The following is a 24,214-nucleotide window of genomic DNA, read 5'->3' on the forward strand; positions in this document are numbered from 1 at the left end:
GGCATCCTGCCCGACATGGACGCGCACCTCATCGAACTGGCCCGCCGGCTCGACAACCTCATCCGCCTCGGCACCATCCACAGCGTGGATCTGCCGAACGCGCGCGCCCGCGTCACCATCGGCGGCCTCACCACCGCCTGGCTGCCGTGGATGGCCGAGCGCGCCGGCACCACCCGCCAATGGTCCGCCCCCACCGTCGGCGAGCAGGTTATGGTGCTCTCCCCGGGAGGCGACTTCGCCGCCGGCGTCATCCTCATGAGCGCCTACAGCACCGCCAGCGCGGCCCCCAGCAACAGCGACACCGAACACCTCACCGTCTATCCCGACGGCGCCCGCATCGCCTACGACCACGCCACCGGCGCCCTCACCGCCACCGGCGTGCAAACCGCCACCTTGCAGTCCGCCGGGCTGGTCACCATCGACGCCCCCGACACCCACATCACCGGCACCCTCACCGTCGACCAGCTGCTCACCTATGGCAACGGCCTGTCCGGCACCGGTGGTAGCAACGGCAACCAGATCAGCGGCGACTTCACCCACGCCTCCGGCCAGCTCTCCAGCAACGGCATCGTGCTCGACAGCCACCAGCACACCGGCGTGCAGCCCGGCGGCAGCACCACCGGAGGCCCGGTATGAGCTGGCTGGGCATCGCCACCACCGACGGCACACGCCTCGACGGGCTCGACCACATCGCCCAGTCCGTGCGCGACATCCTCACCACCGCCGTTGGCTCGCGCCTCATGCGCCGAAGCTACGGCAGCAACATCCCGGACCTCATCGACCAGCCCATGAACGGCACCACCCTGCTGCGCCTGTCCGCCGCCGCCGTCGTCGCCCTGCGCCGCTGGGAGCCGCGCATCCGCCTGACGCGGGTCCGCTTCACCGTCGGCGGCGCCGGTGTGCTCACCGTCGACATGGACATCGCCCTGGCTGACCAGAGCGCCGCCCAGTCGCTCACGCTCGCCCTCGGAGCCGCCTGATGGCCGACCTCATCGACCTCTCCCTGCTCCCCGCGCCGGCCGTCATCGAGCCGCTCGACTACGAGACCATCCTCGCCAAGCGCAAAGCGCGCCTCATCGCCCTCACCCCGGCCGAAGACCAGGCCGCCATGGCCGCCACGCTCGCGCTCGAATCCGAGCCCATCGTCAAGCTGCTCGAAGAAAACGCCTACCGCGAACTCATCCTGCGCGGCCGCATCAACGACGCCGCCCGCGCCTGCATGCTCCCCTGGGCCACCGGCGCAGACCTCGACAACCTCGCCGCCCTCTACGAGGTCGAGCGCCTCACCATCGTCCCCGCCGACCCCGAGGCAATCCCGCCGGTCGCCGCGGTCATGGAGTCCGACACCGCCCTGCGCCGTCGCGTCCAGCTCGCCCCCGCCGCCATGACCAACGCAGGCACCCGCGACGCCTACGTGTTTCACGCCCTGTCGGCCGACGGCCTGGTCAAGGACGTCAAGGTCTCCAGCCCCGCCGGCGGCGACGTGCTCGTCACCGTCCTCTCCCACGATGGGGACGGCACCGCCGACGTTGCCCTGCTCGGCATCGTCGGCACCGCACTGGCCGCCGATGACGTCAAGGCACTGTGCGACACCGTCATCGTCCAGAGCGCAACCATCGTTACCTACAGCATCGACGCCACCATCACCGTGCTGCCCGGACCCTCGCCGCAGTCGGTACTCGACGCCGCCCAAGCCGCCATCGACGCCGCCGTGGCCGAGCTGCACGCCATCGGGCGTGACGTCACCCTGTCCGCCCTCTACGCCGCCATCCACCAGCCCGGCGCCCAGGGCGTCGCGCTCGCAAGCCCGGTGGCCGACATCGTCGTCAGCGACACCGAAGCCGCCTGGTGCACCGGCATCACCCTCACCCTTGCCGGGGTGGGAGAATGACCCTGCTGCCGCCCAGCGCCAGCACGCTCGAGCGCCGCCTCGCCGAAACGCTCGCCGACGCCCAGGCGCTTGCCGTGCCCGCCAACCTGTGGGATCCGTGGGCCTGCCCCGCTGTCGCCCTGCCTGCGCTCGCCTGGGCGTTGCGCGTTGATGAGTGGGACGACGCCTGGCCCGAGCCGGTACGCCGCCAGGTGTGCGCCGACGCCATCGAGACCCACCGCCGCCGCGGCACCCGTGCCAGCCTCCAGCGCGCCCTGCGCGCCGTCGGCCTGGTCAACGACGCCTTCGGCTGGACCGCAGAAATCGTCGAAGGCGTCGCCGCCCTGCGCTACGACGCCACCGCCAACTACGACGGCACCCGCGACCACGGTTCCGACGTCAACTGGGCCGCCTACACCGTCACCCTCAACCGCCCGGTCACTGTCGAGCAGGCCGCCTCCGCCCGCCGCCTGCTCGAAGCCACCGCCCCAGCCCGCTGTGAGCTCTACGAGTTCAACTACGAGGCCACCGCCTATCTCTACGGCGGGCAAACCACCTACGACGGGTCGATCACCCATGGAGCAGTCTGATGGCAAACCTCACCGAAATCGCCCAATGGGAAAACGGCATCTACCGCATCGAGACCACCGACCCGGTCCTCGGCGGCGAGAACGGCATCGCCAACGCCGGCATCAAGCAGCTCGCCAACCGCACCGCCTACCTCAAGGCGCTTGTCGACGCCATCAACGGCAACTACGCCACCCAGGCCTATGTCGCCGCTCAAATCGCTGCCCTGCTCGACAGCTCGCCGGCAGCGCTCGACACCCTCAATGAACTGGCCGCCGCGCTGGGAGACGACCCCAACTTCGCCACCACCATGACCAACGCGCTGGCCGGCAAGCAGCCGCTCGACGCCACGCTCACCGCGCTGGCTGCGCTGGCCACGTCGGCCGACAAGCTCATCTACGCGACGGGCGCTGACAGCTTCGCGCTCGCCTCCCTGACGGCCTTTGGCCGATCGCTCATTGCGTCGGCTTCCGCGAGCGCTGCCAAAGCGACGATGGGCATCGTCGATGCCCCGGTCGGCTCGTTGATCATCATGCCGGGCACCTCGGCGCCGACCGGCTACATCAAGGCCAACGGATCACTGCTGTCTCGCGCCACGTATGCCGACCTGTGGGCCTATGCATCGGGCAGCGGGAACATGGCGGCGTCCGACGGCGCATGGCAAGACGGCCAATTTTCCCCCGGCGACGGCAGCACCACATTCCGCATCCCTGACTGGCGCGGCAATCACTTGCGCGGCTGGGACGACGGCCGAGGCGTCAACTCAGGTCGGGGCATTGGCACCCTGGAGCTCGACGACATCAAGGGGCACTCCCACAGCTTCAATTACGCCGCGGGGAATTGGAATATTGGCAACGCGTCGCCGTTCTCTACCGTAAACGCGAACCGTGACATCTATGGATCGGGTACCACCGAGTCGACGGGAATCGCTGAGAACCGAGTCAGAAACATCGCTCAGCTCATCTGCATCAAATACTGAGGCCGATCATGGACATTTATCACTATCACCCAGACTCTGGCGAGTTCATTGGCGTATCCATTGCAGACCCATCCCCACTTGAACCCGGCACCTATCTAATCCCCGCCTTCGCCACGTCTGCGCCGCCACCGGAGCCAGAGCTTGGCAAAATCGCCGCTTGGGTCGGCGGCGCATGGCGCCTTGACCCCGCCCCCGCTCCGCAGCCGCCAATAGAGCCGCCAGAGCCCACTGAACCCACGGAAGAAGAAATCATTGCCGAGCTCGCCGCCGCAGTGCAGTCCCACCTCGACACCGCTGCGCGCGCCGTCGGCTACGACAGCATCGCCTCCGCCGTCACCTACGCAGAAGAGCCCGCTGTCGCCAAGTTTCAGGCAGAAGGCCGCACCTTCCGCGCCTGGCGCTCGCTGGTTTGGGAGGCGTGCTACCAGATCATGGCCGACGTGCAGTCCAACGCCAGGCCCATCCCGTCAGCTGCCGAGCTGATCGCTGAGCTGCCCGCGCTGGTCTTGCCATAACACCTTCCGGAGAAACCCCATGACACTCCTCGACCGCCTCCGCGCCATCAAGCCCACCGCCTGGGCCGTGCTGGCCTTCATCGTCGCCATCATCCTCGGCATTCTCTCGGCCATTGAAGCCCATGCCGAACAGGGCTTCCGCGTCGCGCTCGGGCGCACCGTCGTCAATTCCTCGGCCACCTTCGGCGAGTTCGGCTACGAATTCCCCTCCGGCTGGGAACTCACCGGCACCGCCATGGGCGCCACCGACACCAAGCGCGGCCAGCAGGGCGAGGTACAAGCCCTGTCCTTCAGCCGCCTCGTACGGCCCGACTGGCACCTGGCCGGCGCCAACGTCTACCTGCGACTCGGCGTCGCCTACGTCGATGGTGCCGAGCTGATCGGCGACACCAACTTCCGCCTCGGGATCGGCCTCGAGTGGCAGCGCGCGCTGCAGATCGAGTATGTGCACTGGTCGTCCGCCGGCATACACCAGCCCAACACCGGCATCGACGGAGTGCAACTGCGCTTTATCTACTGACCCCTCGCCACACAACACCGCGCGCCCAAAAACCCGCGCGCGCACGGCAAGCTGGCCCCGTATTGATTGACTGACATCCGGCCGCGACGCTCACAGGAGACCCGCCCATGCCCACCGATTACCACCACGGCGTCCGCGTCGTCGAGATCAACGAGGGCACCCGCCCCATCCGGCTGATTGCCACCGCCATCATCGGAATCGTCTGCACCGCCGACGACGCCGACGCCACCGTCTTCCCGCTCGACACCCCGGTGCTCGTCACCAACGCGCTCACCGCGATCGGCAGCGCCGGCAGCGCCGGAACGCTCGCCAAAACGCTCGACGCCATCGCCGACCAGGGCGGCCCGGTCGTCGTCGTGGTGCGCGTCGCCGAAGGCATCGACGAAGCGGCCACCACCACCAACGTCATCGGCACCGTCACCGCCGGCGGCCAATACACCGGCATGCAGGCCCTGCTCGCCGCCGAGACCAAGGTCGGCGTGCGCCCGCGCATCCTCGCCTGCCCGGGCGTCGATACCCTCGCCGTCGCCACTGCCCTAGCCACGATTGCCGAGAAGCTGCGCGCCTTTGCCTACGTGTCCGCCTGGGGCTGCGACACCGTGTCTGACGCCATCGCCTACCGCGCCAACTTCAGCCAGCGCGAGCTCATGCTCATCTGGCCCGACTTCCTCGAGTGGGACGTCGTCGCCAGCGCAGAAGCCACCGCCTGGGCCACCGCCCGCGCCGTCGGCCTGCGCGCCAAGATCGACGAGCAAGTCGGCTGGCACAAAACCCTGTCCAACGTCGGCGTCAATGGCGTCACCGGCATCAGCAAAGACGTCTTCTTCGAGCTGCAGAACCCGGCCAGCGACGCCACCTTGCTCAATGCCGACGAGGTCACCACCCTCATCCGCCGCGACGGCTTCCGCTTCTGGGGCTCGCGCACCTGCTCGGCCGACCCGCTCTTCGCCTTCGAGAACTACGTGCGCACCGCCCAGGTGCTGGCCGACTCCATCGCCGAGGCCCACTTCTGGGCCGTCGACAAGCCCATGCACCCCTCGCTGGTCAAGGACATCATCGAGGGCGTGAACGCCAAGTTCCGCGAACTCAAGGCGCTGGGCTACATCATCGACGGCCAGGCGTGGTACGACGCCGAGGTCAATAGCGAGACCACCCTCAAGAGCGGCAAGCTCTACATCGACTACGACTACACCCCCGTGCCGCCGCTGGAAAACCTCGTCTTCCAGCAGCGCATCACCGACCGCTACCTCATCGACTTCGCCGACCGCATCAACGCCTGATCGCCTGACCCCGGCCACAACGGAGAACGCCAATGCTCCCCCGCAAACTGAAAAACTTCGCCTGGTTCGCCGATGGTGTCAGCTACGTCGGCCAGGCCTCCGAAATCACCCTGCCCAGCCTCTCGCGCAAGACCGAAGAGATGCGCAACGGCGGCATGAACGCCCCCATCGACAGCGACATGGGCATGGAAGGCATGACCATGGAGGTCACCACCGGCCTGGCGCGCGAGCTCTTCACCGGCTTCGGGCACCCCAAGGCCGACGGCGTGCTGTGGCGCTTCACCGGTGCCTACCAGGAAAGCACCTCCGGCGCTGTCACCGCCGTCGAGATCGTTGCCCGTGGCCGTTACAAGGAAATCAACATGGGCAACGCCAAGGCCGGCGAAGACGCGCCCATCAAGCTGTCCATGTCGCTCGCCTACTACAAGCTCACCATCGACAACGAGGTGGTCGTCGAAGTCGACCCGATCAACTTCGTCGAAGTCATCAACGGCGAAGACCGCCTGGCGGCCCAGAAAGCCGCGCTCGGCATCTGACCCATCACCTGGAGACCTTCATGAGCACCTCGCGCGAACGTACCGGGCTCGAGCCCCAGGACCTCACGAACTGGAAGACCGAGCAGAAAACCGACATGGGCTTCGTCGCGGGTAAGAAGTCGAGCACCTCCGTTACCCTTCCGTCACCCCCTCACCAGGTCGCAGATCAACTCGAGCAGCTCTATGCCAAGCGCACCCTCACCGGGGAGATTGAAATTTTCGGGCCGGGCGGCGAGAAAATCCCGCTCGGCGGAAGCTACGGTGATTTGTACCTGGATCGCGTCATCAGCGGTCTAGCGCTCCCGCCGAGCGGCGGACTTGCAAACGTCGTCGGTCCGGGTGTCGCGTATGTCAACGGTGCTCGTGTCGCGTCGGTCGGGGCGAGCATCACGCTATCGGCGAACTCAGACAACTACATCGACTTTACATCTTCAGGCGCGTTTGTCGTGTCGCCTGTCGCCGCCGCCGCTGCGGCGCCTTCGGTCGCGTCCGACAGCATCCGACTCGGCTACGTCACCACCAACGCGACGACCGTCACAGCCCGCGTGACTGCTGCGCTCGACAGCCTCGGCAACTGGATGGGCAATACCATGCAAATGGACGCCTGCCAGCTACGGCGGGCAAATAACGCCAGCCTTGGCGGGACTGTCGTCAGTCTGTCATTCCCGGCCGGGAGCGTGCTGCTCGACAACGCGCACATGTACGACTCGACGCTTCCGACACGCATCACGATCCAGCGGGCCGGGCTGTACAAGGTCAGCTATTCGGCGGTGCTCGGCAACGGCGCGATTGATTCTGTCCGGCTGCGCCTCAACGGTGCAACTGACACCCGATTCCCGACGCTCTTTACTCCGGCCGGCCTGCTGACGCCGCAGTCTGCATGGGAGGTCTATCTTGCGGTCGGAGACTACATCGAGTGCCAGATCACGCCCAATACGACGACGCAGCCCTACGCGTATTACACCTATTTCTCAGCCGTGAGGATTGGCTGATGGCAAAGCTGCTCATGCCTGAGCACATCAAACTGATCGGCACGAACCTATGCAGCGACGTTACCTATAGCGGCGTGGGTGAGGCCGGATGGCGGTTGATGTGGGGCGCGAATTGGGATTGGGACGGATGGGTCAAACCACAGATTGACCTGATGATCGGCAACGGCGTCGGATGCAATGCGGTACGAGTACAAGGCGCGGCATATGCTGTGCAGAACGGCACGATTGCAATGTCCGACTACCTCGCGCGCTGGTCACAGGTCATCGAATACTGTCGCGACCGTGGCGTCTATGTGTATCCATGCGGATGCACGATTGATCTGGATACGAATTTCACGCTGCCCATCGCAACCATCGGGGCTGTGTTTGCCGAGATTTTCCGGCATCACCAGCAGTACGACAACGTGATTGGCATCGACATCATCCAAGAGACGACGAACACCGACACGGACGGATGGACGGCCATGAAGCCGCGCATGGCTTCGCTGATCGCTGACATCAAGTCTCGCGGGGTAACACTGCCGCTGACGTTCTCGTCGTCTGAGTTTCTGGATTCCGGGTATCCGCGCCTGCTCGAAGTCGCGCACTTGTTTGACTACATCGACCTGCACCCGTACTACCGCGCGGCGAACATCTACGACCTCGATTCACTGCTCGCAGCCTACCCTGACAAAGACATCATCATGGCTGAGTCGGGGGCCGAAGTGAGCTGGACGACGCGCGACAACCAACTCACGCAGATTCGCCGCATGCTCGATCTTGCGCGCATTGGACATCCGCGCATGCGCGGGCTGTTTGTCTGGTCCTCGACCGATCCGGCCGACCCCAACATTCTGGCCGGCAAAGCGTGGGGGCAATACGATTGGGACCACATCCCGCGCCATGACCGGCTGAACTTGATCCGGCGCTATACGGGTGGCAGCGTGTCACGTGCCAACCGCGTGCGTTAATTTCTAATCCCCTCAGCACGTGGCGACCGCGGATGTCCCGTCTTCTCGCAGCAACACTGGGCAGGCTGGCTCCGCGGTACCGCACCCTGAATCAGTGGGCAGAGGTCTATAAACAGATCCTCGCCGCCCGCCCCATCAGCGACAAGACAAGGGCGAACCGGCGCTGCGCACAGGCGAGGGTGTTTTCCGAGTTCGGTGATCGCACGATCTCATCCATTCGCCCGCATGAAGTCGGCGCCATGATCCTCCGCCTGCATGCGCGCTACCCGCAGGCCGCCAAGCGAACGCTGTTCGAGGCGCGCGATATCTTCGACGAAGCGATCCACTACGGGTGGCTCGACCGCAACCCGGCCGGACCAATCAAAGCGCCCAGGGTGCGCGTTCGCCGGCGCCGACTGTCGCTTGATCAATGGCAGCAGATCCATGGCTACGCCGCTGCGAATTTGCCCCCGTGGGTATCTCGAATGATGGTGCTGGCACTGGTGACAGGGCAGCGCAGGTCAGACCTGGTGGCCATGCGCTTTGATCACATCTGGGATGGGCGTCTGCATGTCGAGCAGGTGAAAACCGGCACACGCATCGCCCTGCCGCTACAGCTGCGCCTGGATGCAATCGGCGTCTCGCTGGAAGACGCCGTGGATGACTGCCGGGCCTATGCCGCTGGCGATGGTCACCTGCTGCGCAAGCACAACGGCCGCCCGCCCGGCCTGGCATCGCTTTCGTCGCGGTTCGAAGAATCGCGCGAGGCAGTCATGCAGCATCATGACGACGGGCTCCCCCCGTCCCTGCATGAATGCCGCTCACTGGCAGAGCGCCTGTACCGCGCGCAGGGCATCGACACCCGGATCCTGCTCGGCCACAAGCATCAATCCATGACCGACCTCTATCACGACGATCGCGGCCTCACCGCCGCCAGCTGGCAGCTTGTGCATCTGCCAAACTGACGCGGCTGCTCTTCCCCGCGCAGTCACATCGATCAATGGAGGCATTCGCGCGCGCGCGGTGCCATGCTCCGGCACAGATCCACGCCAAAGGAGCCCCCGTGAAGACCATCACCCTCGAAAAGCCCATCGTCCGCGGCAAGGACGACAAGATCTCCGAGATCACCGAAATCGCCCTGCGCAAGCCGGCCTCCGGCGAGCTGCGCGGCATCGTCCTGTCCGATCTGCTCAAGATGCATGCCGACGCCACCATGGCCGTGCTGCCGCGCATCTGCGAGCCAAAGCTCACCCCGCCCGAGGTGGCCGCAATGGACCCGGCCGACCTCTTCGCCTGCGCCGTGGAGATCTCCAATTTTTTGCTACCGACGTCGACGCAGCCGGCAGATGCATCGACGCAGAACCCGGAATCACCCGCCGAGTAGAAGACGCCATGGCCGACATCGCCACCGTCTTCCACTGGCCGCCAAGCGAGATGGACCACATGCCGCTGGGCGAACTGCTCGCCTGGCGCCACCGCGCCTGGGAGCGCAACCACGTGGAGGATGAGGACTGATGGCATCGGCCACCGAATCGCTCAAGCTGCAGGTCCTGTTCGACGCTATCGACAAGCTCTCCGGCCCGCTGCGCGGCATGCGCGGCGGCACCGACCGCCTGTCGCGCGCGCTCAAGGCATCGCGCGACGAACTCAAGGGCTTCGAAGCCCAGCAGCGCAAGCTGGACGTCCTCGACAAGACCACCCGCGATCTTGCGGAGAACTCCCGCGCGCTCGACACCAACCGCGGCAAGCTGCGCGAACTGCGCGACGCCCTCGTCGCAGCCGAGAACCCGTCCAAGAACCTGCGCGAGCAGTACAAGGCCCAGCTGCGCGAGATTCGCCAGCTTGAACGCCGCAATGAAACCCTCACCCGCAGCCAGGCCGACGTGCGCCGCGAGCTGGAGCGCGCCGGCGTGCCGCTCAACCAGCTCACTCAGCACCAGGCGCGCCTGCGCAGCCAGATGGCCCGCGCCAACACCGCCATCGACCAGCAAGCCGCGCGGCTCGAAAAGCTGCGCACCGCCCAGCGCAGCTACGACCGCATCATGGCCGTGCGCGGCCAGATCGCCGGCACCGGCGCCGGCATGGTCGCCGGTGGTGCTGCCATGGGCGCCCCGGTGCTCGCCGCCATCCGCAACTTCGCCAGCTTTGAAGACGCCATGCTCGGCGTCGCCCGCCAGGTGCAAGGCGCACGCGACGCCAACGGCCAGCTCACCGCCACCTACTACGAACTGGCCGACGCCATCCAGGCGCTTTCCACCGACGCCCGCATCGGCCTGGCCACCAACGATGTCGCCGCGCTCATCGAGGCCGGCGCCCGCATGGGCATCGAGGGCAAGGACAACCTGCTCGCCTTCGCCCGCTCAGCCGCCTACAGCGCCGTAGCATTCGACGCCATGGCCGGCGACATCGGCGAATCCATGGCCCGCATCGCTGGCCTGTACAAGATCCCCATCGCCAACATCGAGCAGCTCGGCGACACCATCAACTGGCTCGACGACCAAGCGCAGTCCAAGGGCGCCGACATCATCGAGGTCATGAGCCGCATCGCCGGTATGAGCCAAACGGTGGGCATGAGCTTCAAGGACGCCGCCGCCCTCGGCAGCACCTTCCTCAGCCTCGGCGCCAGCGCCGAAGTGGCCGCCACCGCCTCCAACGCGCTCATCCGCGAGCTGTCCATCGCCGCCAACCAGCCCAATCGATTCCAGGCAGCGCTGCAGTCCATCGGCCTGTCGCCCGACGCCGTGCAGGCCGGCATGATCAAGGACAGCACCGGCACCATCATGCAGGTGCTCGAAGCCATCAAGGCACTACCCAAGGAACAGCAGCTCTCGGCCACCGTCGGCCTGTTCGGGAAGGAATACGGCGACGACGTCGCCAAGCTCGCCGAAAACATGGAGGAGTACCGGCGCCAGCTCAAGGTGGCCAACGACGAATCCGCCCGCGGCTCGCAGCTGCGCGAGGCTGAAGCCCGCGCAAACTCCCTCAACGCCCGCTGGCAAGCCGCCGTCAACCGGCTCTACAACGTCAGCGCCAACGCCGCCGCCACGCTCAAGGGCAGCATCGTCGGCCTCATCGAAATCGCCGCCGACTGGCTCGACGGGCTCAACGGCTGGATCCAGGCAAATCCGGCGCTGGTCGCCGGCATCATGAAGGCCGTGGCCGTGGTCGCCGCGCTGGTGACCGGGTTCGGGGCGCTGGCCCTCGGCCTGGCCGCCGTTCTAGGGCCAATGGCAATCGTCAAGGTGTCTGTCGCCGTTCTTGGTCCGCTGTTCGCCGGTCTCGCTGGCCCCATCGGCATCGCCGTAGCCGCCATCGCCGGCATCGGCGCCGCTGCCTACGCCGTCTACGACAACTGGGACCGCATCAAACAGGCCTTCGTCGACGTTTTCAAGTTCATCGGCGACGGCATCAAGCGCTACTTCACCGACAAACTGCAGTGGGCGCTCGACAAGCTCGACGCCGTCAAACGCTTCGCCGGCAACGCCGTGGATTGGGCCTTCGGCGACGACGAGTCCGCCGCCCCCACCAAGCCCCTGCGCACCCGCTACGCCAGCGGCAACATCACCACCAACAACCATGTAGCCGTCACCGCCGCGCCCGGCCAGAGCGCCGAAGAAGTCGGCAAGGAAGTCACCCGCCAGCTCGACGAGCGCGACCGCCGGCAAGGCCGCGCGCGGCGCAGCCGCTATGGAGATATCGACTGATGACGAAGGGCATCCTCATTCTCGCCTTCTGGGCCTTTGGATCAATGATTCTCGGCTATGCGGTTTTCACAAACCCGGGGCATGACGTCAAGTTCGGCCTCCAGTTCCTCGGCTTTACCATGGCCTTTATGCTGCTCGGCGCGCTGATCACGCTGGCATGCTGGAAACTGTTCAGCTGATGGACGATTCAGACCGCGCCACCGCCCACGAAGAACTCCGCCGCGACATCGCCCTGCGCGAGCGCCGCCCGGAAGGCCCGCCCTACACCGGCCAATGCCACAACTGCGACGCACCCCTGCCGCCGCCCATGCGCTGGTGCGACCCTGACTGCCGCACCGACTGGAGCGCCCGCCAATGATGCTCGCCTACGGACTGTTCGTGTTTGGCCTGCACACCCTCGCCTACAGCGAGTTCCAACGCCAGATGGCCTGGCGCCACCCCACCGCCAGCCGCGTCGGCGAGCGCCCCACCAGCCAGTACGTGGGGCCGGACGTCGAAACCATTACCCTGCCCGGCACCCTGCACCCCGGCATTGCCGGCGCTCGCATCAACCTCGACATCCTCGAGGCCATGGCCGACGCCGGCGACGCCTGGCCGCTCATCGACGGCGCCAGCGGCAAGATCTACGGCGCCTACAAGATCGTCCGCTTCGAGCACACCGGCAGCGTCCACTTTGCCGATGGCACCCCCCGCAAGATCGACTTCACCCTCACCCTGCAGCGCGAGCCCGACGACGCCGCCCAGCTCGGCACCATCGACGCCGCCCTGCTCGCCCTGATCTGACCCGCATCTGCCAATGACCCGGCCCGCATACCGCCTGCTGCTCGACGGCACCGACATCACCACCCGCCTGCAGGGCCGGCTCATCCGCCTCACCCTCGCCGACAACCGCGGCTTCGAAACCGACCAGCTCGACATCGAGCTCGACGACGGCGACGACGGCCTGGCCCTCCCCCGGCGCGGAGCCACCGTCGCCCTCCACCTCGGCTGGGCCGGCCAGGCGCTCGAAGACAAGGGCACCTACATCGTCGACGAAATCGAGCACAGCGGCGCCCCCGACCGCCTCACCATCCACGCCCGCAGCGCAGACCTGCGCACCGGCATCACCACCAAGCGCCAGCGATCGTTCCACGGCCACACCGTGGGCGACATCGTGCGCAGCGTCGCCGCCGCCAACGACCTCACCCCCGCCATCGGCGCCGCGCTGGCCAGCATCGCGCTCGAGCACATCGACCAGACCGACGAGAGCGACGCCAACCTACTCACCCGCATCGCGCTCGATCTCGACGCCATCACCACCGTCAAGGCCGGCCGCCTGCTATTCGTCAAGGCCGGCCAGGCCACCACCGCCAGCGGCAAGCCCCTCGACACCGTCACCATCACCCGCGCCAGCGGAGACAACCACCGCTACCACGTCGCCGACCGGGCCGGATACACCGCAGTGCGCGCCCACTACCACGACAAAGCCAGCGCCACCCAGAAAAGCGTGCTCGTCGGCAACGAGACCATCGACGAAGACGAAGAAAACCCCAACGAACCCACCGCCGCCAACACCAAGACCCTGCGCCACATCTACGCCAGCGCCGCCAACGCCACCCGCGCCGCCAAGGCCGAATGGCAACGCATCCAGCGCGGCGTAGCCACCTTCCAGCTCACCCTCGCCACCGGCCGGACGGATCTGTTCCCAGAGATCCCGGTCAAGGTCGCAGGCTTCAAACCCGAGATCGACGACGCCGACTGGCTCATCACCCGCGCCACCCACACGCTGGACGACAGCGGGCTGATCACGGCGCTGGAGATGGAGTACAAGCCGGAGGGGTAGGCGGATCAGCCGATGCGGCCTGTCTGGGCCACCAGCGCGTCAGCACGGCAAAGGCGCAGCAACGCGCGCCTGTCCGGCTCTGAACTGGCAGACAACCAGGCGTCGATCTGATCGAGATCCAGAACCACGACGGATCGCTTCTCGTCGCCCGGTTTGTGGAAACGCCGCATCACGGGATGCGCATCGGCATTGACGGTCAGCATCGTGTACGACCAACTGGGTGCGTCGTCGCCCCACTGCTTGCGCTCCCACAGCCCCGCCAACGCCATGGGGTGGCCGTCCGCGCGTTGAATACGCCACCACACGGCCTTGCCGCTCTCGTAGCAGGGTTCGTAGATGGCCTCGGCTGGCACGATGCACAGTTGCCGCTTCTGCCAGGCGTGGCGAAATGAGGGCTTTTCGGCGACGGTCTCCGACCTGGCGTTGTACGTCCGCTTTGAGAAGGCTCGATCCTTGGCCCACGCCGGCAACAGGCCGAACGTGCCGAGCACCGAAGATCGAGGTGCGCCGTCTCCTGGACGGTAGATCAGCGGCCCCGCTCCGCCCGGGTAGATATCCCTGGGCAGGATGTCATCATCAAGTGGCGCGGCGCCGAAGTAGTCGATGCCACGCTTTCCGACCGGTCGGTAGTTTGAACACATGGTGTCATCCTATCGAAGCCTGTTCGGCGGCGCCAAGACGCCGGGTCAGTCGCCCGGCTGCCGATTGCTCAGAAAGTCGCTGGTGTGCCCAGACGGCCCTGTGATCACTCGCGCGGTGTAGTCCAGACGCTCGATCACCGTATGACTCTCGTGTTCCTCCTGTTCCGTCATCTCATAGCGCGTCACCACCGGCTTCCCGCTCATCGGATTCACAACGCGAAAGCGATAGACAGTGAATGGATAGCTTGTCATCGTTTTGACCTGCTCAGCGCGCTCCAGCCAACTGCCTCACCGGATCGAGCGGATCTTCATCTATCTTCCGGGCTGACAGCACGCGCGCACCGACCACTGATCCGCGGAGCTCAGCTGCTTCGATCTCGAGATGGACCGCCACGCCGCCTTTGCTCCACTCGGCTTCTTGAATCAGCTGCTTTTGGTCGGCCGGCAACTCGAACGGCACCGCAGCCGAGAAGGTTAGGTTGTCGTCCACACGGGTCACACGAATCGTGAAACCATCGCCACGCGAGGCATCGTTCGCCAAAATCAGGAAGGCCCCAGAGATATCGATCGACTCGGACCGAGCGCGCTCATGCTGCGTTATCTCTGCCGCATCTGATGCCTTCAGCGGCACGCCTCGAATTACCGTGGTGTCGTTCGGCTTCAGCGTTTTCAGCAACCGGTTAGTGCTCTGTTGGACGTCAGCCTGTGCTTCTTTCAGCACAGGCTGCTGACGGGTCGCATCTGCAAGAATCTGCATTCGCGCAGTCTCTTGTTTCGACAGTTCGAGCTTTACCTCAGCGTCAACTTCGTTCTGCCGGCTTGCAATCCAGTCCTTCGCTACCACAGTCGTTCCAACTATGGTCGCAATGCCGAGAATGGTTACTACTGCCTGGCGTGATGTCATTTTCTCAACCGCCTTCTCCGCCAGAACAGAAAATTGCTTTCCTAGATCCGCAGTGAAGTCCGACGACCCTTCGCCGACATGGACAATGATCTCAAGGGACTCACGATCTTCGTCGCGCATCTTCTTGAGGTTTGCAGATCCATAGGATATGGCAACAAAGTTCCGATGCAAATCCTTCTGAACTTCGAGGAGTGGCCCCATGATTCTCGTGGGGACCGTACTCTTCCAGTCTTTTCCGTCGACCTTTAGATCAAAGCGCGGCCAACCATCGAACCTGATATCAAGCCGCTCAGGAATATCGCCTCCACTTGTTGCGTGCTCAAGTAGGCGCCAAGCATCGTCTTCCGAGCGGATGACGGCCAAGAACCGGCCAGTGCCTTCGATCTGCTCAAACATGTCAGTTCATCCCCGCCTTAGCCCGCAGTTCCTGCTGGATGCAGCTCTCAAGGATTTGGTAGCTCCCCCCGATCACGCTGGCAACTTGGTCGCAATAGCCCATGACCCGGCTTGGGACAGAGGCCTTCGCGACTCTTTGCTTCGCGCTCTTCTCACTAGATCGGCACGAAGCCTCAATCTGGTAGCTGCCGCCAACAGTCGCCGACACTTGGGCGCAGTAGGCGTTGATGTCGTATTCCGCTGCAACGGATGACGTCGCAACCAGCCAAAGAACTATTCCGAACCACCTCATCATCCCCCCCCAATTTCAACGATTCCGCCGCCACTGCCACGGCGGCACCCTGTCCCTGTCCGACCAAAGCCCGCGACCTTCCGCCCGCGCAGCGTCCTGTAATCCATACAGCGCTGTGTCGGTGGCGTACCTGTCATAAACCCAGGCCATCCCAGCCGAAACCATCCTGGCATTCACGTCGACGCCATCGCACGACACCCGCGCAACTGTCCGATCGTATCTATCCTGAGTAACCACGTTCAGATCAGCGTCCGCGCCGAAGCACGCGTCAGAGAGCGCCTTCTTCGCCGCCCTGCCGAACGCCTGCCCAAGCTCAGGAGCGTCAATTTCAGAAAGCCGGACCTTGACCGTTTTCGCCTGTTCAACGAGGCAGGTCAGCGAGTCGCCATCATGGACCCCTACCACCCGGCACCGAACGTCTGCCCTCGCTGGCTCGACCGCGACGGCGAAGACGAATACCAGGCCAACCCAGACAGCAACATGAAATCGCGACACTCCGCGCCCTCGGATAGCGTGCACTTGTGTGCATCAATCATACACAAGAACGGCGCGGCAGACCCCAGAGACATATGCACTTTGGGATCAACCTCTGTGACATATTCACGGCACACAAAGGAAGTGGTTACATAATGTAACGAGCATGAGCGCACCGACACCGATCCCCCAAATCGTTCCTCTCGTCACCCCGGACATTCGATCCGTGGAAGAAACGCTTCTGGCGCTGCTGGACATGGCACGCCACCGCCGCCTCACCGGACTGGCGGTAACCGGAATCACACCGGAAGGCAAGACAATCGAATGGATTGCGGGCCGGGCCAGGTCAGACCCGGTTACCGCTCACTACGGAGTGTCGCGCTTGGCTGACAGGCTGCTCTGGCCGGATGAAGGTTGACCGTCCCCTCGGCCTGGCTTTGTCCGTGGCCGCCGGCCTTCGGCCTGGTCTGTTCCGCCGACGCGGCTATTGAATTCGACGCGCCCCCCGGATTGAAGATCGGCGCCCTGCTCAAGCGGATCAACCACAACCACTTCGCCCGCGAGCAACTCTGCATGCTCGGCATCCGACAACTGAATCAGTACGTGCTGATCGTCGTTGATCGTGAAAGGCTGTAGGCGGTTTGCCCCGTACTCCAGCGTGCCCCCCTCAGCCACCCGGTTACCCCCTGGCCAGAAGAGGTGCACCTCATGCGGGGGGCTCCCATCGAGATAGAAGAAGTACCCGAAGTACGTCCGCTCACCGCCGACAGGGAGGCCTGAAGCCTTGATGCGTAATGGCCTCCAGCACGAAGCCTCCGGCTCGAAAGACGCCAGCCCTGACAGCAGTCCCCACGAAAGCGCGGGCGAAAAATACTGGTGGAACTCGATGTAGTTGAGCAGCCACGCCATTCCGGTCGATGAGAACCCAACCACCCTGGACCCGAATAGCTTGTCCTCCACGATTGTCACGCCCCGCGCCGCAAGCACATCAACGATCGATGGATCCAAGTTGGATGGTGATGCCTGTCGCTTCCCAGTAAGGATGTAGTGAACATCCGCACCAAGCTCGGCAAAGGCTGAAAGGTACTCACCGTCTGGCGTCCTCTCCCCCTTTTCGTATCGCCGCTGCGCCTGCGGAGTAACTCCGAGCGCACTTTGCGTCAGCCCGATTCGCTCGCGCTCTTCGAGAATTCGCGCCCCAATCTGAATCCTTTGGTTCATATTTCGTTGACAACAGAACCGTTCGGTTCTATTGTTCGCCTGTGTCCATTCTGTATCGCCAAGTATAGCCATGACAACGCCCGCCAAATTGGATTCGGCTACCCGCTATCAAGCCCGCGGCCAAAAGCTCAAGCGCATCCTGGTGATGGTCCCGGAGGCGTTGCACGACCGCTTGGTGACGGACGCATCGCGCGAACGCCGCTCCAACTCCGCACAGTGCGCCATTGCCATTGAGCGCTACTACGAAGCCATCGACTCCAACGCATGAAAAACACCATGCGACCAGCCTATCTTCACATCCAGCCCCTGTCCCCATGCGAATTGCAGGTGATTGCATGAACATCGCCGATGCCGTCTACCACACCGTCCACGACTACCCCGGCGGCTGCGAATCGCTCGCCCCTCGGCTTAAGACAGTAGAGGGCAAACCAATGAGCGCCGGGGTTCTGCGCAACAAGGCCAACCCCAACAGCCACACCAACGTGATGGGTCTTGCCGAGGCGGATCAGATCATTGCGGTCACCGGCGACCACCGCATTCTCGACGCACTCGAAGCCAACCACGGCCGCGTGGGAGTGCGGGTCGATTCCGACACCCCCGCCAGTGACATGGCCGTCCTCGAACTGGTTACCCACGTCTGGTGCGCAAACGGCGACGTGGGCAAAGAGGTGGAACGCACCCTAGCCGATGGACGCGTCGAGCGTCACGAGATCAAGCGGGTGCGCGCCGCGATCTACCGTACCCAGCAAGCCCTGAATGCCATGCTCATGCGCCTCGAAGACATGGCCGAACCGGAGGGACACCGCTGATGGCCCGCAACCGATCCAGCCGCATGGGCTGCCCCAACTGTGGTGCTACGGCCCACATCCGCACCAGCCGGGCGCTCAGCAACAAGAGCCGCGAGCTGTACTTCCAATGCACCGACCCGGACTGCGAGGCCGTCTTCAAGGGTGTGCTGGAGGTGGTGAGCATCGTGGGCGACAGCAAGCTGCCCGTCGAAGCGCGCATGGGCGACCTGCTGCGCCCGGCCGATCGCCGCAAGGCGCCCGACGAGAACCAGACCGACATGTTCGCCCAGCCCGCGCCATCGGGCTGATCGCCCGCCCCTGACCCCAACCGAGCGACACACCGCCCGCACCGTGTTTTCACGGCGCGCGGCTCAACTCACGCCAAAAGAACCGACACACGACGATGGATCCACGCCTTCACGCCGATATCACCGCCCGCCTCGACCGCGACTTCGCGTTCAAGGCCAAGGGCAAGTTCCTGCAGCAGGGCCGGTGCCCGAGCTGCGAGAAGAAGGAGATGTGGACCTGGTCGGAGTCCCCCTGGGTGCTCAAGTGCGGACGGGCCGACAAGTGCGGCGACGAGTTCCATGTCAAGGAGCTGTACCCGGACCTGTTCGACAAGTGGAGCGAGCGCCACCCGGTTACCGAGGCCAACCCCAACGCCGCCGCCGACGCCTACCTGCGCGACGATCGCCGCTTTGACCTGGCGCGCATCCGGGGCTGGTACTCACAGGAGCACTACTGGGACCGCGAACTGGGCATCGGCAGCGCCGCGGTGCGCTTCGCGGTGGCCAATGGCTACTGGCAACGCCTCATCGACCAGCCGCACCGCTTTGGCAAGAAGAAGGCCTTCATCAAGCCGGGCACCACCTACGGACACACCTGGTGGGTGCCGCCCGGACTCAATCTGGTCGAAGCCAGCGAGGTGTGGATCGTTGAGGGCATCTTCGACGCCATCGCGCTGCTGCACCACGGCATCACCGCTGTTACGGGCCTGAGCTGCAACAACGATTGCGCCGAAAGCCTCAAGGCGCTGGCCGAAGCCTGCACCGCCGCCGGCAAGCCGAGGCCCAAGATCGTGTGGGCGCTCGACGGCGACCGCGCCGGGCGCAGCTACACCGTGCGCTGGGTCAAGCAGACCATCGAGGCCGGCTGGGAGGCCACCGCCGCCCAGATCCCGGCCGAGGGCCGCCACCGGCTTGACTGGTCAGACCTGCACCAGCGCGGCCGCATCACCGAAGAGTCGCTGGAGGAATACCGCTACCACGGCGCCTTGCTGGTGGCCACTCGCCCCGGCGACAAGGCGGTGCTCATGTACAACCATGGCAGCGGCAGCACCTTCCCCTTCGAGTTCGCCGACAAACTGTTCTGGTTCAAGCTGGATCTGGAGAAGTACCACAAGGCGGCCGAGGCCATTGAAGAGGCCGACCCCAAGTTGTCCAAGAAGGATGTGCGCGAGCGCGCCCTGCTCGAGGCCCACGCGGTCACCGAGATCGCCAACTGCTACCCAGAGCCGCTGTACTTCCAGCGACACGAGATCACCGACGAGAGCTGGTACTACGTGCGCGTGTCCTTCCCGTCGAGCAAGCCGACGGTAAAGAGCACCTTTACCGCTGCACAGATCTCCAGCGCCGCCGAGTTCAAGAAGCGCCTGCTGGCCATGGCCAACGGCGCCTACTTCACAGGCACCACGGGCATGATCGACGCCCACATGAAGCGCCTGACCGAGAAGATCCCCGAGGTCGAAACCTGCGACTTCATCGGCTACGTGAAGGGCGACCGCCTGCGCGAGGGCTGCTACGTGTTCGGCAACCTGGCCGTGCAGGGCGGCCGGGTGCATGAGCTCAACGACGAGGACTACTTCGAGCTGCCCAAGCGGGCCATCAAGAGCCTCAACCAGTCGGTCGACCTCCACATCAACCCCGACGATTCCGAATTCACCACCGAATGGATCGGCCACCTGTGGCATGCCTTCGGGGCCAAGGGCATCGTGGCGCTGGCCTTCTGGTTCGGCTCGCTGTTTGCCGAGCAGCTGCGCAGCATCGACAAGAGCTGGCCCTTCCTCGAGATCGTGGGCGACCCCGGCACCGGCAAAACCACGCTGATCGAGTTCCTCTGGAAGCTGGTCGGCCGCAACGACTACGAGGGATTCGACCCGAGCAAATCCACCCTCGCCGCCCGGGCCCGAAACTTTGCCCAGGTGTCTGGCCTGCCGGTGGTGCTGATCGAGTCCGACCGCGACAGCGACGCCGCCAAGAAAGGCCAGTTCGACTGGGACGAGCTCAAGACCGCCTACAACGGCCGCAGCGTGCGCGCCCGCGGCGTCAAGGACGGCGGCAACGCCACCTACGAGCCGCCCTTCCGCGGCACGGTGGTCATCGCCCAGAACGCGCCGGTAGCCGCCTCCGAGGCCATCCTGAGCCGGATCGTGCATCTGCGCTTCGTCACTGGCGAGCAAACGCCCCGCTCGGCCGTGGCCGCCCGCGCCCTCGAATGCACCAGCGTTGAGCAGGTCAGCGGCTTCGTGCTGCGCGCCACCAAGGCCGAGGCCCGGGTGCTCGAGCGCTACAGCCAGATCAACGACACCTTCAAGGCCGTGCTCTCCGAGAAGGACGGCATCCGTTCCCAGCGGATCATCAAGAACCACGCCCAGATCGCCACCGTGGTGGAGCTGCTGCGCGAGGCCATTGAATACCGCACCGAAACCGCAAGCCTCGATCGCATGATCGAGACCGCCCACGACGCCATCATCGACATGGCCCGGGCCCGGCAGGAAGCCATCAACGAAGACCACGAGATCGTCCAGGCCTTCTGGGATGCCTTCGAGCTGCTCGAAGACGACGACACCAGCAACGACCAGGGCGTGGTGAACCACGCCCGCAAGGTCGGCCAGATCGCCATCAACCTGCCCCACTTCGCCCAGGTGTGCGCCGACCGCCGCATCCCCTGTCCCGAAATCGGCGAGCTCAAGCGCCACCTGCGCACCAGCCGCCGCCACAAGTTCGAGCGCCTGGCCACGGTCAATTCCGAGATCCACGCGCGCCACAACGCCAACAGCGCCAGCAACGTGCGCAAGCCATCCAGCGTGAAGTGCTGGGTGTTCAAGGTGTAACGGCCATGACTACCCCCATCACCGACACCGACCTGCGCTGGGCCTACGACTGCACCGGCTGGGCCGCACGGGGCATCAGCTTCGAGACCGCCACCGCATCCCCCGATCTGGCCGCCGGCCTGCGCCTGCGCGCCACCGTCCGCCTCCGCCGCATTGCCCGCCTCAAGGCGAGCAACACCGGCGCCGGCATCGAACGCAGCACCAGAAACGACTGAACAGGAGCCCCACCATGCGCCAGCACGTCAGCACCACCGAAATCAACCCGCACACCGCCCGCCTGATCGCCGCTGCCCAGTCCGTGCAGCTGCTGCTCGACAACGGCGACATGTTCTCCGGCGACGAGGCCGGCACCGATCGCGCCGTGAAGGCGCTCGACGAACTGCAAGCCGCCAGCACACTGGCCGACCAGTACCAGAGCGCGGCCCTGCTCAGCCCCTTCGAGCGCTACCGAAACGAGATCCTCGGCTGCCACAGCACCGCATACCGGCTGCAGGCCCTGGTGCTTCACCTGTGGAACAACGATGACTGGCCGGTGAAGCTGGCCAACCTCATGGCCAGCGCCGACGAGCGCTACGAGCGCATTGCCATCGAGCTCATCGCCAGCTACGGCCACAACGGAGAGAACGACCCGCACTTCATGGCACTCGGCCGCCTGCTCGCAGAGGAGCGGATGGCCGAGCTTGCCGAAACCACCGAGCAAGTCTTCGGCCGGCTCGGCGAGCAGGGCTGAGCCATGCGCGCCGCCATCACCATTGCCGCCCTGCTGCTGGCCTACGGAATCGTCGGCCGGATCGACGCCGACGTGGCCGAGGCCGAAGCCGCCAACTACGCCACCCTGCCCGCCCCCGTGGAGATCGCCCATGCACCCCGATGACCCCAACACCGTACTGGACGACGGTCGCTGCCCAGACGACGAACCCATGCACCTGCTGGCCTTTCTGGGCATGTGCGCGGCAGTGGCCGCCCCGGTGCTGTCTGCCGCCGCGCTGCTGCTGATCGCAGTCACGCACTGATATCGCACAGGAGACCATCGCGATGCTCGACCTCAACGAAGTACGACAGGAGTTTGCCCAGCACCTGGCCCAGGCCCCCACCGCCCGCTGGCGCATGGACTCGGCGCTGGCCCATGTGGCCACCATGGCCTATGCCGCCGGCGCAGCAGACGCCACCGGCGCAGACGCCCGGCCGCACGCCGTGTGCATCGACCACACCACCAGCACGCTCACCATCACCAGCAACCTCGCCAACTGGCAGCGCGACACGCTCAACCGCTTCGCCGCCGAGGTGTACCACGGCTTCATCCAGCACGCCCGCCACCGCGACGCGCTGTACGAAATCACCCGGCAGCTCATCCGCCTGGCCGACCAGGACCCCGCCAACACCATCGGCAACGTGCTCCACCACTGCATCGACCGCAACACCCTGAACCGCGTCATCAGCGAGATCGAAGCGGACACGGGCCGCACCCAGGCCCGGCTCGCTGCCGCCTGACCACCTACCCCACCGCACACGAGAAAGGAGAAACCCATGTGCCAAGCCACCGAAAACCCCCGCACCGTCCGCGCCCGCCTCAAGCTCAACCAGACCGAGTTCTGGCGCCGAGTCGGCGTCACCCAATCCGCCGGCAGCCGCTACGAATCCGGCCGCCCGCTCCCCAAGCCGCTGGCCACCCTTCTGACCATCGCCTACGGCACCGACAAGCAGTCCCGCACCGCCGTCGGCCAGCTGCGCGGAGGTTCCCAATGACCAACCCATCGAGTTACAAGTCAAGCCCGACCGGAGGGCGCATCGCCCGCCTTCTGGAGACCGGATTCTCCGGATCGGCCGCCGAGATCGCTGAGCGCGTCCATTGCGTGACGATAGTCGCGCGGCTATACCTATCCGGCATGATCGAAGACGGCGCCGCCCACGTCTGTGCATGGCGCCGAAACGTGCGCGGCCCATACATCGCTGTCTATATGGCAGGCAAAGGAAAAACCCCGCCCGCGCCCGCCAAACTGACAAACAGCGAGAAGGCCAAGCGCTACAAGCGCCGCCTGTGCGAGCACCTCGGCCCGACCGTGGCCAGGGCCGTGCTCAACGGAATGAAGTCAGAAAACCGCGCCTCCGCGATCATTATTGGCGGCGTGACGGTCTGGCGCCGTGGCGTTGGCGTTGATCGTAGTGTGGAGGTGGAGGCATGACCACCAAAACCAACATCCTCGACCGCCTGAGCCGCCTGAACCTGTTCATCGGCGCCGCCATGACGGCCGTGACAGCGGACGACTACGCCGCCGCCGACGCCCTCATCAACGACGCCCGGCGAGACATCGCGGCCATCGACGATCTCATCACGTCGAACACCCTCGGCGTCCCTCAATTCGACCTTGTCGCCCACCTGCATCGACAGAAAGCCTTCTCGCTCGAAGCCTTCGGCCCAGGAATTCGCACCCAGGGCGTGTGTGACCACATCCGCAAGGAACTGTTGGAGATCGAAGCCAACCCGGAAGACATCATGGAATGGATCGACGTCGTCCTGCTGGCCCTTGATGGCGCCTGGCGCTGCGGAATCCGCCCGGAATGGATCGCCTACTGCCTCGACGACAAGCAGACCATCAACGAAAGCCGAACCTGGCCCGACTGGCGCACCGCCGATCCGGGTAAGGCCATCGAGCACGTGCGGGGGGCCTGAA

At 65.2% G+C, this 24,214-nt stretch carries 37 protein-coding genes; 33 read left to right on the top strand and 4 right to left on the bottom strand.

Going from position 1 to position 24,214, the window contains the following annotated elements; translation table 11 throughout:
• The first annotated feature begins 15 nt into the window (after positions 1–15).
• From I8J34_RS10840 to I8J34_RS10930, 19 genes are all read left to right on the top strand, one after another.
• On the top strand, positions 16–636 hold the full coding sequence (locus tag I8J34_RS10840; RefSeq protein WP_214361421.1) for a phage baseplate assembly protein V: 621 nt from the start codon (positions 16–18) through the stop codon (positions 634–636).
• Positions 633–980 (top strand): GPW/gp25 family protein, encoded by a 348-nt coding sequence (locus I8J34_RS10845; RefSeq protein ID WP_214361422.1) that lies wholly within the window; start codon positions 633–635, stop codon positions 978–980. The genes I8J34_RS10840 and I8J34_RS10845 overlap by 4 nt, the downstream gene beginning before the upstream one ends.
• A complete protein-coding gene (locus tag I8J34_RS10850) occupies positions 980–1,891 on the top strand; it encodes a baseplate assembly protein (RefSeq protein WP_214361423.1) in 912 nt (303 codons plus the stop codon). Before I8J34_RS10845 ends, I8J34_RS10850 begins: the two co-directional genes overlap by 1 nt.
• A complete protein-coding gene (locus I8J34_RS10855; RefSeq protein ID WP_214361424.1) occupies positions 1,888–2,460 on the top strand; it encodes a phage tail protein I in 573 nt (190 codons plus the stop codon). Before I8J34_RS10850 ends, I8J34_RS10855 begins: the two co-directional genes overlap by 4 nt.
• Positions 2,460–3,416: a phage tail protein gene (locus tag I8J34_RS10860; protein ID WP_214361425.1), complete on the top strand. Its 957-nt coding sequence runs from the start codon at positions 2,460–2,462 to the stop codon at positions 3,414–3,416. Before I8J34_RS10855 ends, I8J34_RS10860 begins: the two co-directional genes overlap by 1 nt.
• Before the next feature lie 8 nt (positions 3,417–3,424).
• Positions 3,425–3,931: a hypothetical protein gene (locus tag I8J34_RS10865; protein WP_214361426.1), complete on the top strand. Its 507-nt coding sequence runs from the start codon at positions 3,425–3,427 to the stop codon at positions 3,929–3,931.
• A gap of 19 nt (positions 3,932–3,950) precedes the next feature.
• Positions 3,951–4,451: an acyloxyacyl hydrolase gene (locus I8J34_RS10870; RefSeq protein ID WP_214361427.1), complete on the top strand. Its 501-nt coding sequence runs from the start codon at positions 3,951–3,953 to the stop codon at positions 4,449–4,451.
• A 107-nt stretch (positions 4,452–4,558) separates the two neighbouring features.
• Positions 4,559–5,731, top strand: coding sequence for a phage tail sheath protein (locus I8J34_RS10875; protein WP_214361428.1), 1,173 nt, complete (start codon positions 4,559–4,561; stop codon positions 5,729–5,731).
• A 32-nt stretch (positions 5,732–5,763) separates the two neighbouring features.
• Complete coding sequence (locus I8J34_RS10880) at positions 5,764–6,267, top strand: phage major tail tube protein (protein ID WP_214361429.1); 504 nt, start codon at positions 5,764–5,766, stop codon at positions 6,265–6,267.
• Positions 6,268–6,287: 20 nt separating this feature from the next.
• Complete coding sequence (locus tag I8J34_RS10885) at positions 6,288–7,259, top strand: hypothetical protein (RefSeq protein WP_214361430.1); 972 nt, start codon at positions 6,288–6,290, stop codon at positions 7,257–7,259.
• A complete protein-coding gene (locus tag I8J34_RS10890; RefSeq protein ID WP_214361431.1) occupies positions 7,259–8,209 on the top strand; it encodes a hypothetical protein in 951 nt (316 codons plus the stop codon). The genes I8J34_RS10885 and I8J34_RS10890 overlap by 1 nt, the downstream gene beginning before the upstream one ends.
• Positions 8,210–8,241: 32 nt before the next feature.
• Positions 8,242–9,153 (top strand): tyrosine-type recombinase/integrase, encoded by a 912-nt coding sequence (locus tag I8J34_RS10895; protein ID WP_214361432.1) that lies wholly within the window; start codon positions 8,242–8,244, stop codon positions 9,151–9,153.
• A 98-nt stretch (positions 9,154–9,251) separates the two neighbouring features.
• Entirely contained in the window at positions 9,252–9,572 is a 321-nt protein-coding gene (locus I8J34_RS10900; RefSeq protein ID WP_214361433.1) for a phage tail assembly protein, read from the top strand.
• 8 nt (positions 9,573–9,580) lie between these two features.
• Positions 9,581–9,703 (top strand): GpE family phage tail protein, encoded by a 123-nt coding sequence (locus tag I8J34_RS10905; RefSeq protein WP_214361434.1) that lies wholly within the window; start codon positions 9,581–9,583, stop codon positions 9,701–9,703.
• Positions 9,703–11,892 (top strand): phage tail tape measure protein, encoded by a 2,190-nt coding sequence (locus I8J34_RS10910; protein WP_214361435.1) that lies wholly within the window; start codon positions 9,703–9,705, stop codon positions 11,890–11,892. Before I8J34_RS10905 ends, I8J34_RS10910 begins: the two co-directional genes overlap by 1 nt.
• A complete protein-coding gene (locus I8J34_RS10915) occupies positions 11,892–12,071 on the top strand; it encodes a hypothetical protein (RefSeq protein ID WP_214361436.1) in 180 nt (59 codons plus the stop codon). The genes I8J34_RS10910 and I8J34_RS10915 overlap by 1 nt, the downstream gene beginning before the upstream one ends.
• Entirely contained in the window at positions 12,050–12,250 is a 201-nt protein-coding gene (locus tag I8J34_RS10920) for a hypothetical protein (RefSeq protein WP_214361437.1), read from the top strand. The genes I8J34_RS10915 and I8J34_RS10920 overlap by 22 nt, the downstream gene beginning before the upstream one ends.
• On the top strand, positions 12,247–12,675 hold the full coding sequence (locus I8J34_RS10925) for a phage tail protein (RefSeq protein WP_214361438.1): 429 nt from the start codon (positions 12,247–12,249) through the stop codon (positions 12,673–12,675). Before I8J34_RS10920 ends, I8J34_RS10925 begins: the two co-directional genes overlap by 4 nt.
• A 13-nt stretch (positions 12,676–12,688) precedes the next feature.
• A complete protein-coding gene (locus I8J34_RS10930; protein WP_214361439.1) occupies positions 12,689–13,714 on the top strand; it encodes a phage late control D family protein in 1,026 nt (341 codons plus the stop codon).
• Between the two features lie 5 nt (positions 13,715–13,719).
• On the opposite strand, the gene I8J34_RS10935 is transcribed toward I8J34_RS10930, so the two are convergent.
• The 4 genes from I8J34_RS10935 to I8J34_RS10950 form a co-directional block, all read right to left on the bottom strand.
• Entirely contained in the window at positions 13,720–14,355 is a 636-nt protein-coding gene (locus I8J34_RS10935; protein WP_214361440.1) for an SOS response-associated peptidase, read from the bottom strand.
• Positions 14,356–14,400: 45 nt separating this feature from the next.
• On the bottom strand, positions 14,401–14,607 hold the full coding sequence (locus I8J34_RS10940; RefSeq protein WP_214361441.1) for a hypothetical protein: 207 nt from the start codon (positions 14,605–14,607) through the stop codon (positions 14,401–14,403).
• A 13-nt stretch (positions 14,608–14,620) separates the two neighbouring features.
• Complete coding sequence (locus I8J34_RS10945) at positions 14,621–15,655, bottom strand: hypothetical protein (protein WP_214361442.1); 1,035 nt, start codon at positions 15,653–15,655, stop codon at positions 14,621–14,623.
• 307 nt (positions 15,656–15,962) lie between these two features.
• Positions 15,963–16,442 (bottom strand): thermonuclease family protein, encoded by a 480-nt coding sequence (locus I8J34_RS10950; RefSeq protein ID WP_214361443.1) that lies wholly within the window; start codon positions 16,440–16,442, stop codon positions 15,963–15,965.
• Between the two features lie 145 nt (positions 16,443–16,587).
• Between I8J34_RS10950 and I8J34_RS10955 the strand changes: the two genes are divergently transcribed.
• The 14 genes from I8J34_RS10955 (at position 16,588) to I8J34_RS11020 (ending at position 24,213) form a co-directional block, all read left to right on the top strand.
• Entirely contained in the window at positions 16,588–16,839 is a 252-nt protein-coding gene (locus I8J34_RS10955; protein ID WP_214361444.1) for a hypothetical protein, read from the top strand.
• The gene (locus tag I8J34_RS10960; protein ID WP_214361445.1) at positions 16,836–17,057 is read left to right on the top strand and encodes a hypothetical protein; all 222 of its coding nucleotides are present in this window, start codon (positions 16,836–16,838) and stop codon (positions 17,055–17,057) included. Before I8J34_RS10955 ends, I8J34_RS10960 begins: the two co-directional genes overlap by 4 nt.
• A gap of 655 nt (positions 17,058–17,712) precedes the next feature.
• The gene (locus tag I8J34_RS10965; protein ID WP_214361446.1) at positions 17,713–17,910 is read left to right on the top strand and encodes a hypothetical protein; all 198 of its coding nucleotides are present in this window, start codon (positions 17,713–17,715) and stop codon (positions 17,908–17,910) included.
• A 67-nt stretch (positions 17,911–17,977) separates the two neighbouring features.
• Positions 17,978–18,451 carry a phage regulatory CII family protein gene (locus I8J34_RS10970; RefSeq protein WP_214361447.1) on the top strand — a complete coding sequence of 158 codons (474 nt, stop codon included), beginning with the start codon at positions 17,978–17,980 and terminating at the stop codon, positions 18,449–18,451.
• Positions 18,451–18,738, top strand: a complete 288-nt coding sequence (locus I8J34_RS10975) for an Ogr/Delta-like zinc finger protein (protein ID WP_214361448.1) — start codon at positions 18,451–18,453, stop codon at positions 18,736–18,738. Before I8J34_RS10970 ends, I8J34_RS10975 begins: the two co-directional genes overlap by 1 nt.
• A gap of 95 nt (positions 18,739–18,833) precedes the next feature.
• Positions 18,834–21,542 carry a toprim domain-containing protein gene (locus I8J34_RS10980; RefSeq protein WP_214361449.1) on the top strand — a complete coding sequence of 903 codons (2,709 nt, stop codon included), beginning with the start codon at positions 18,834–18,836 and terminating at the stop codon, positions 21,540–21,542.
• Between the two features lie 5 nt (positions 21,543–21,547).
• Positions 21,548–21,757 (top strand): hypothetical protein, encoded by a 210-nt coding sequence (locus I8J34_RS10985; RefSeq protein WP_214361450.1) that lies wholly within the window; start codon positions 21,548–21,550, stop codon positions 21,755–21,757.
• Positions 21,758–21,771: 14 nt separating this feature from the next.
• The gene (locus I8J34_RS10990; protein WP_214361451.1) at positions 21,772–22,272 is read left to right on the top strand and encodes a hypothetical protein; all 501 of its coding nucleotides are present in this window, start codon (positions 21,772–21,774) and stop codon (positions 22,270–22,272) included.
• Between the two features lie 3 nt (positions 22,273–22,275).
• Positions 22,276–22,416, top strand: coding sequence for a hypothetical protein (locus I8J34_RS10995; protein ID WP_214361452.1), 141 nt, complete (start codon positions 22,276–22,278; stop codon positions 22,414–22,416).
• Positions 22,403–22,555 (top strand): hypothetical protein, encoded by a 153-nt coding sequence (locus I8J34_RS11000; RefSeq protein WP_214361453.1) that lies wholly within the window; start codon positions 22,403–22,405, stop codon positions 22,553–22,555. Before I8J34_RS10995 ends, I8J34_RS11000 begins: the two co-directional genes overlap by 14 nt.
• A gap of 22 nt (positions 22,556–22,577) precedes the next feature.
• Positions 22,578–23,033, top strand: coding sequence for a hypothetical protein (locus I8J34_RS11005; protein ID WP_214361454.1), 456 nt, complete (start codon positions 22,578–22,580; stop codon positions 23,031–23,033).
• Positions 23,034–23,069: 36 nt separating this feature from the next.
• A complete protein-coding gene (locus I8J34_RS11010) occupies positions 23,070–23,288 on the top strand; it encodes a helix-turn-helix domain-containing protein (protein ID WP_214361455.1) in 219 nt (72 codons plus the stop codon).
• The gene (locus I8J34_RS11015; RefSeq protein ID WP_214361456.1) at positions 23,285–23,725 is read left to right on the top strand and encodes a hypothetical protein; all 441 of its coding nucleotides are present in this window, start codon (positions 23,285–23,287) and stop codon (positions 23,723–23,725) included. Before I8J34_RS11010 ends, I8J34_RS11015 begins: the two co-directional genes overlap by 4 nt.
• Positions 23,722–24,213: a dATP/dGTP pyrophosphohydrolase domain-containing protein gene (locus I8J34_RS11020; protein WP_230411793.1), complete on the top strand. Its 492-nt coding sequence runs from the start codon at positions 23,722–23,724 to the stop codon at positions 24,211–24,213. The genes I8J34_RS11015 and I8J34_RS11020 overlap by 4 nt, the downstream gene beginning before the upstream one ends.
• Position 24,214 lies beyond the last annotated feature (1 nt).

This window comes from Denitromonas iodatirespirans (assembly GCF_018524365.1).
GTDB classification, from domain to species: domain Bacteria; phylum Pseudomonadota; class Gammaproteobacteria; order Burkholderiales; family Rhodocyclaceae; genus Nitrogeniibacter; species Nitrogeniibacter iodatirespirans.

Bases quoted from the DNA above. Each gene is read 5' to 3' on its own strand.
- I8J34_RS10840 (WP_214361421.1), top strand. From the start codon at position 16: ATGGACGCGCACCTCATCGAACTGGCCCGCCGGCTCGACAACCTCATC.
- I8J34_RS10845 (WP_214361422.1), top strand. From the start codon at position 633: ATGAGCTGGCTGGGCATCGCCACCACCGACGGCACACGCCTCGACGGG.
- I8J34_RS10850 (WP_214361423.1), top strand. From the start codon at position 980: ATGGCCGACCTCATCGACCTCTCCCTGCTCCCCGCGCCGGCCGTCATC.
- I8J34_RS10855 (WP_214361424.1), top strand. From the start codon at position 1,888: ATGACCCTGCTGCCGCCCAGCGCCAGCACGCTCGAGCGCCGCCTCGCC.
- I8J34_RS10860 (WP_214361425.1), top strand. From the start codon at position 2,460: ATGGCAAACCTCACCGAAATCGCCCAATGGGAAAACGGCATCTACCGC.
- I8J34_RS10865 (WP_214361426.1), top strand. From the start codon at position 3,425: ATGGACATTTATCACTATCACCCAGACTCTGGCGAGTTCATTGGCGTA.
- I8J34_RS10870 (WP_214361427.1), top strand. From the start codon at position 3,951: ATGACACTCCTCGACCGCCTCCGCGCCATCAAGCCCACCGCCTGGGCC.
- I8J34_RS10875 (WP_214361428.1), top strand. From the start codon at position 4,559: ATGCCCACCGATTACCACCACGGCGTCCGCGTCGTCGAGATCAACGAG.
- I8J34_RS10880 (WP_214361429.1), top strand. From the start codon at position 5,764: ATGCTCCCCCGCAAACTGAAAAACTTCGCCTGGTTCGCCGATGGTGTC.
- I8J34_RS10885 (WP_214361430.1), top strand. From the start codon at position 6,288: ATGAGCACCTCGCGCGAACGTACCGGGCTCGAGCCCCAGGACCTCACG.
- I8J34_RS10890 (WP_214361431.1), top strand. From the start codon at position 7,259: ATGGCAAAGCTGCTCATGCCTGAGCACATCAAACTGATCGGCACGAAC.
- I8J34_RS10895 (WP_214361432.1), top strand. From the start codon at position 8,242: ATGTCCCGTCTTCTCGCAGCAACACTGGGCAGGCTGGCTCCGCGGTAC.
- I8J34_RS10905 (WP_214361434.1), top strand. From the start codon at position 9,581: ATGGCCGACATCGCCACCGTCTTCCACTGGCCGCCAAGCGAGATGGAC.
- I8J34_RS10910 (WP_214361435.1), top strand. From the start codon at position 9,703: ATGGCATCGGCCACCGAATCGCTCAAGCTGCAGGTCCTGTTCGACGCT.
- I8J34_RS10915 (WP_214361436.1), top strand. From the start codon at position 11,892: ATGACGAAGGGCATCCTCATTCTCGCCTTCTGGGCCTTTGGATCAATG.
- I8J34_RS10920 (WP_214361437.1), top strand. From the start codon at position 12,050: ATGCTGGAAACTGTTCAGCTGATGGACGATTCAGACCGCGCCACCGCC.
- I8J34_RS10925 (WP_214361438.1), top strand. From the start codon at position 12,247: ATGATGCTCGCCTACGGACTGTTCGTGTTTGGCCTGCACACCCTCGCC.
- I8J34_RS10930 (WP_214361439.1), top strand. From the start codon at position 12,689: ATGACCCGGCCCGCATACCGCCTGCTGCTCGACGGCACCGACATCACC.
- I8J34_RS10935 (WP_214361440.1), bottom strand. From the start codon at position 14,355: ATGTGTTCAAACTACCGACCGGTCGGAAAGCGTGGCATCGACTACTTC.
- I8J34_RS10940 (WP_214361441.1), bottom strand. From the start codon at position 14,607: ATGACAAGCTATCCATTCACTGTCTATCGCTTTCGCGTTGTGAATCCG.
- I8J34_RS10945 (WP_214361442.1), bottom strand. From the start codon at position 15,655: ATGTTTGAGCAGATCGAAGGCACTGGCCGGTTCTTGGCCGTCATCCGC.
- I8J34_RS10955 (WP_214361444.1), top strand. From the start codon at position 16,588: ATGAGCGCACCGACACCGATCCCCCAAATCGTTCCTCTCGTCACCCCG.
- I8J34_RS10965 (WP_214361446.1), top strand. From the start codon at position 17,713: ATGACAACGCCCGCCAAATTGGATTCGGCTACCCGCTATCAAGCCCGC.
- I8J34_RS10970 (WP_214361447.1), top strand. From the start codon at position 17,978: ATGAACATCGCCGATGCCGTCTACCACACCGTCCACGACTACCCCGGC.
- I8J34_RS10975 (WP_214361448.1), top strand. From the start codon at position 18,451: ATGGCCCGCAACCGATCCAGCCGCATGGGCTGCCCCAACTGTGGTGCT.
- I8J34_RS10980 (WP_214361449.1), top strand. From the start codon at position 18,834: ATGGATCCACGCCTTCACGCCGATATCACCGCCCGCCTCGACCGCGAC.
- I8J34_RS10985 (WP_214361450.1), top strand. From the start codon at position 21,548: ATGACTACCCCCATCACCGACACCGACCTGCGCTGGGCCTACGACTGC.
- I8J34_RS10990 (WP_214361451.1), top strand. From the start codon at position 21,772: ATGCGCCAGCACGTCAGCACCACCGAAATCAACCCGCACACCGCCCGC.
- I8J34_RS10995 (WP_214361452.1), top strand. From the start codon at position 22,276: ATGCGCGCCGCCATCACCATTGCCGCCCTGCTGCTGGCCTACGGAATC.
- I8J34_RS11000 (WP_214361453.1), top strand. From the start codon at position 22,403: ATGCACCCCGATGACCCCAACACCGTACTGGACGACGGTCGCTGCCCA.
- I8J34_RS11005 (WP_214361454.1), top strand. From the start codon at position 22,578: ATGCTCGACCTCAACGAAGTACGACAGGAGTTTGCCCAGCACCTGGCC.
- I8J34_RS11010 (WP_214361455.1), top strand. From the start codon at position 23,070: ATGTGCCAAGCCACCGAAAACCCCCGCACCGTCCGCGCCCGCCTCAAG.
- I8J34_RS11015 (WP_214361456.1), top strand. From the start codon at position 23,285: ATGACCAACCCATCGAGTTACAAGTCAAGCCCGACCGGAGGGCGCATC.
- I8J34_RS11020 (WP_230411793.1), top strand. From the start codon at position 23,722: ATGACCACCAAAACCAACATCCTCGACCGCCTGAGCCGCCTGAACCTG.